Annotated in this window: 4 protein-coding genes; 1 reads left to right on the forward strand and 3 read right to left on the reverse strand. The window is 35.6% G+C overall.

Annotated elements, in window-relative coordinates; translation table 11 throughout:
* Positions 1–103 precede the first annotated feature (103 nt).
* The 3 genes from F6K13_RS17305 to rpaB all read right to left on the reverse strand — a co-directional run bounded on the left by F6K13_RS17305 (position 104) and on the right by rpaB (position 2,960).
* Positions 104–580, reverse strand: coding sequence for a DUF456 domain-containing protein (locus F6K13_RS17305; RefSeq protein WP_375339449.1), 477 nt, complete (start codon positions 578–580; stop codon positions 104–106).
* Positions 581–604: 24 nt separating this feature from the next.
* Positions 605–1,252, reverse strand: coding sequence for a cofactor assembly of complex C subunit B (locus F6K13_RS17310; RefSeq protein WP_124146529.1), 648 nt, complete (start codon positions 1,250–1,252; stop codon positions 605–607).
* A 976-nt stretch (positions 1,253–2,228) separates the two neighbouring features.
* Complete coding sequence (gene rpaB, locus F6K13_RS17315) at positions 2,229–2,960, reverse strand: response regulator transcription factor RpaB (protein WP_124146530.1); 732 nt, start codon at positions 2,958–2,960, stop codon at positions 2,229–2,231.
* Between the two features lie 164 nt (positions 2,961–3,124).
* Between rpaB and radA the strand changes: the two genes are divergently transcribed.
* Positions 3,125–4,675 (forward strand): DNA repair protein RadA, encoded by a 1,551-nt coding sequence (radA, locus tag F6K13_RS17320; RefSeq protein WP_124146531.1) that lies wholly within the window; start codon positions 3,125–3,127, stop codon positions 4,673–4,675.
* Positions 4,676–5,118 lie beyond the last annotated feature (443 nt).

Raw genomic sequence — 5,118 nt, forward strand, 5'->3', positions numbered from 1 at the left:
GTTAGAAGAAATTCTGTTTGAGCGTTGTCAAGTTCTTTTAACACAGCAATTTGCAATCAAGGCTATAACCCAGTACCATTGGTGGCCGAAAATTCAGGTTTAATTACTCCGATGCTACCGGATTTGATATTACAGATAATTTAGCCCTCTGAATAAACTCTAAATCTTGACGATATAAAAATTCTCCAACAACTGCTCCGAAAAAAGGTCCAATCAACATCCCTAATAAAGGTCCGCCAAATGGTAAAGCTGGTAATAGACCAAAAAAACCTAGTGCCAGACCAACGAAACAACCTATTTGTCCCCATTTGCTAGCACCTGACTGTTTTGCTCCCCAATAAGTAGCTAGAAAATCTATCAAAGTACTCAAAACCAGAACGGCGATCGCCATTCCTAATGCCCAACCCACTCCAGTAAAATTTTGAATAAAGCTCCAAACTAAAATCGCTGCTAAAATCAAACTAGAACCTGGCAAACCTGGAATTACAGCACCAGCAACACCGACCAACATAACTATTATAAGAAGCCAATAAATAATTACCATTAACATATTAATTAAAATCAAATTAATTAAAATCAAAAAAATTAACCTGTATTATTGATTCTAGTTAATTTCTCTCAATAAAGTATCTGTCAATTTCTCTGCTATTCCTGAAATCCAATTTTCATCTTGTTTCGTATAACTGCGAGGGGAATTTGCACCTAAGATAATTACACCATTCTTACCAATAGGTTGACAAATGACACCTTGAGTATTTTCTGGTAAATAATTAAATTCAATACGACCCGGATAAACTTTTAAATCTACTAAATAAATAGGTTTTTGTTTATTCAAAACTTGCTTGAAAATAGCTCCCGGTTCTACTTGTGAGTGAGATGGTAACATTCCTCTTTTTAATAAGACTTTGTTTTGATACCAAATAATAATAGTTTTAGTAACTGTATTAGTTAATAATAAACTAGAAGCCCAGGCAAGTTCATTTTTTGCTATGTCAGATAATTCTGGCAATAGTTCAAATCCTGATTCACCAATTAATTCAACAGTATCAGGAGAACGTGGTTGTATCTGTTGCCAAAGTAAACCAGTTAAAATTAAAAAAGCGCTTAAAATTACTCCTACAACATCAGAACGAGCTTGGGAAGCTAAAAGATTAGGGGTGAAAAATCGATTAACCATGAGTAAAGTTCCACCTAATCCTCCTACTATTATAGGTAACATTCGTAGGACTTGATTTTGGTCTGATTTAGCCATATTTTAAAGAATAAATTATTAAAGAAAGAGGGTTTAAATATAGTGTTTATATTTAAGAAATATGAATATATAGTAATATAATATAATTTAAGTTGTGAGATATTGGCAAATTTTAGGAAACAGGGAACAGGGAAGAAGAAAAAAAATCTATCATCTGAATATGATAACTGCTATACTTTATACTTTTAAGGAACAACTCAACTCTCACAACTTATTCCTGATTGCTATATAGTCTCTACATAAATTTTGAAAGCTATGATTTAACTCATTAAATTTATTGAAGAAGGAAAAAGTTGATTGAGGTAGTCTTTGACAAGCCACTTCGTGTCTGATAACTTCAAGCAATTGTAGACACAGCAGTTGAAGTGTGGAATCTTATACCCAAATATCACGCATTTTTGCTACATCTTCTTGAAAGCAGAGAGTAGAAAGTAGTTCAACAATTAATTATTAATTATTAATTATTATCTCTCCTTGAAAAGAAGAGGATTGATATCAAATCCGCCTAATTGCACATATATCCAATAACCTTATAATCAGAATTGTAAGCTATTGATTGTGAGGTTATTTAACCGGATTTGATATGACACGGAGCATGATTTTTTTTCTTTTTTATCCTTTAAAGGAGAGGCTTTTAACCTTAATTATTCGGTAAATTACGAATAAGATATCTTGACTTTATACAAATAATTGCTAAAAAAATTAATGAACAATTATCATTACTTAATAACTGAAGTATTCAATAAAAATAGCATTATTTTTAGGAATTGGTATTAAACCAGTAAAGAAAAATATAAATTTAGATACCGATAAGGTAATTTTTAAAGTTACTGAATAACTAGCATTTTTTAGTAGTACTAAACAAGTAATGATTTTTATAGTCTACCTTCTTATAATTAAAGGAATGTAGCAACTAATATCCTTAAATCTTTAGGACTACCCATTTTTTAGCCTTTGATTTGACTGTAACTATATTTCAACCAACCTCACCAGGCTCAATAATACGTTGAAATAAATAACCAGTACCCCGCGCAGTTAAAATCAATTCTGGATTACTTGGATCTTCTTCTAACTTAGCCCTCAGTCGAGAAATATGAACATCCACTACCCGCGTATCTACATGGCGCTCCGGAGTATAACCCCAAACTTCCTGCAAAATCTCAGACCGAGAAAAAGGTTCTCCAGAACGACTTACCAACAACTCCAACAAACTAAACTCCATACCAGTAAGTCTAATTCGTTCATCTCCTTTGTAAACTTGACGCTTATTCGTATCAATTCTAATAGTGCTGACCTGAATAACACCAGAACTAGGAATGCCAGAAGCACCATTTTTATCAACTCGACGTAATACAGAACGAATTCTTGCTTCTAATTCTTTTGGAGAAAAAGGCTTAACAACATAGTCATCAGCACCTAACTCTAAACCTGTAATTCGATCTGCAACATCTCCCAAAGCAGTTAGCATAATTATGGGAATATCAGATTCTTTTCGCAACTCCTGACATACACCATAACCATCTAATTTTGGCATCATCACATCTAATACTACCAGATCGGGTTCCGCATTGTGAAAAGTTACTAAAGCTTCCTCTCCATCAGCAGCGGTGACAACATCATAACCAATCATTGACAGCCGAGTTTCTAAAATACGACGGATACTTGCCTCATCATCAACAACCAATATTTTTTCTTTATGATTTTCCACTTTTCCTAACACTCCTTCATTTAGATTTATAATTATATTAATTTTTTTAACTCTATCATCAAAATAACAATAGAAATTACCATTATGTATTACTCCTTAGCTTAGGATGAGTGAAACTTTAGGCTTTTTTATATTTGCGAGTGAATATTAAATTATTTTAAGAAATGCCAAAACAGAAAATAAAGTATGTTTGTGGAGAATGTGGATATGAGTCTACCCAATTTTTGGGCAAATGTCCTAGCTGTAATACTTGGAATTCTTTTACAGAAGAGATAGAAAAATCAACTACTGCTGCTCTACAAAGATTGGGACTGACTGATATTGGGGGCAGTCAAGCATCTGAATCAGATAAGTCTTCTGGTCAACCAAGGGCATCTTTTCTATTATCCCAGATTTCTGACCAAAGTTTGTCCAGAATGCCTTCTGGGTTTGAAGAGTTAGACCGAGTGCTTGGTGGTGGAATTGTTCCTGGTTCCTTGGTTTTGATTGGTGGAGAACCTGGTATTGGTAAATCTACCCTTTTGTTACAGGTGGCGAATCAGTTGTCTAGTAGATGTCGGGTTTTGTATGTATCAGCGGAAGAGTCTGGACAACAGGTTAAATTACGTTCGCAACGTTTAATTGTTAATCTCAATGAAGTAGAGCAAGAGGATAAGGATAATGTTTCAAATGTTGAGATGGATGAAGATTTATCCTCAAATGAAAATCAAGAAAGTAATAGCAATTCTGAAACTATAAAAGATTCCACTACAGATTCTCACGAAAATTTATTTTTATTGCCAGAAACAGATTTAGAAGTAATTTTGAGAGAGTTGGAATCTCTCAAACCATATTTAGCAGTAATTGACAGTATTCAGACAATTTATTTTGCTTCGCTGACCTCCGCTCCTGGTTCAGTTGCTCAGGTGAGGGAATGTACTTCCGCATTAATGCAAGTAGCAAAGCGGGAAAATATTACTTTATTAATAGTCGGTCATGTCACTAAAGATGGTGCTTTAGCAGGTCCCCGTGTTTTAGAACATTTAGTAGATACGGTTTTGTATTTTGAGGGCGATCGCTTTGCCTCCCACCGTCTGTTGCGCTCTATGAAAAATCGTTTCGGCGCTACTCACGAAATTGGAGTATTTGAAATGGTGGCGAATGGTTTAAAAGAGATATTGAATCCCTCAGAGTTATTTTTAGGAAGTAGGGATGAGTATTCTTCAGGAACTTCTACAGTTGTATCGATGGAAGGTACTCGCCCAATAGTTGTAGAGATTCAAGCTTTAGTAAGTCCAGCGAGTCATGGTGCGCCTCGACGTTCTACTACTGGAATTGATAGTGGTAGGTTGCAACAGATTTTGGCAGTGTTGGAAAAACGGGTAGGTATTCCTTTATCAAAGTTGGATACCTATGTGGCGACAGTGGGTGGGTTGAGTGTAGAAGAACCTGCCGCAGACCTGGGAGTTGCTATTGCAGTAGTGGCTAGTTTTCGCGATCGGGTAGTTGACCCCAGGATTATTTTGCTGGGAGAGGTTGGTTTAGGTGGCCAAGTACGACCTGTATCTCAGTTGGAATTAAGGTTAAGAGAAGCTGCAAAATTAGGTTTTAAGAGGGCAATTATTCCGAAAGGTCAACAAACGCCGGATTTAGGTATGCATATTTTACCTATTGCTAAGGTGATTGATGCGATTATTGCTGCGATTCCAGCGCAACCTCTAACTATGGAGAATTGAGGATTTTGTTGTTAAAAGGAAGAAGGAAGAAGAAAGAAGGAGTAAATAGGGTTTGCTGATTAACTATCAAAGTATTGACTGATAAAGGTTTTAGGCTTATGAGATTCCCAAAAAGTGCCCTTGTTTTAGTCTAAAACGTTCAAAAAGTTAGCATTTTGGGCAAATCAAGGACAGAAAAATTGAGGGACAATTCTTACTTTTACCTCCTCTAAATTCCCCGTTTCTTCTGACTCGGTCCTCGGTCCTTTTCCTCTAACCAGGTAGCAGCTACTCCTTACAGCTCTTTAACCAATCAGGATCGAAGAAAAATCGTTGAAGCTAGCTATCAATTCAGAGATGCACTACTTGAGGCTCGTGCTGCTCTTAACCTTTCTTAAATGTATGGTTGTAGGGAGGATTTAAATGAAAAAATGGGTTTAAAACCTCCCCCTATAAGGAGAACA

Origin of the sequence: Okeania sp. SIO2B9, from assembly GCF_010672505.1 — a bacterium.
GTDB lineage: Bacteria > Cyanobacteriota > Cyanobacteriia > Cyanobacteriales > Microcoleaceae > Okeania > Okeania hirsuta.

Excerpts from the sequence above, each read along its gene's own strand:
- radA (WP_124146531.1), top strand. The coding sequence starts at position 3,125 with ATGCCAAAACAGAAAATAAAGTATGTTTGTGGAGAATGTGGATATGAG.
- F6K13_RS17310 (WP_124146529.1), bottom strand. The coding sequence starts at position 1,252 with ATGGCTAAATCAGACCAAAATCAAGTCCTACGAATGTTACCTATAATA.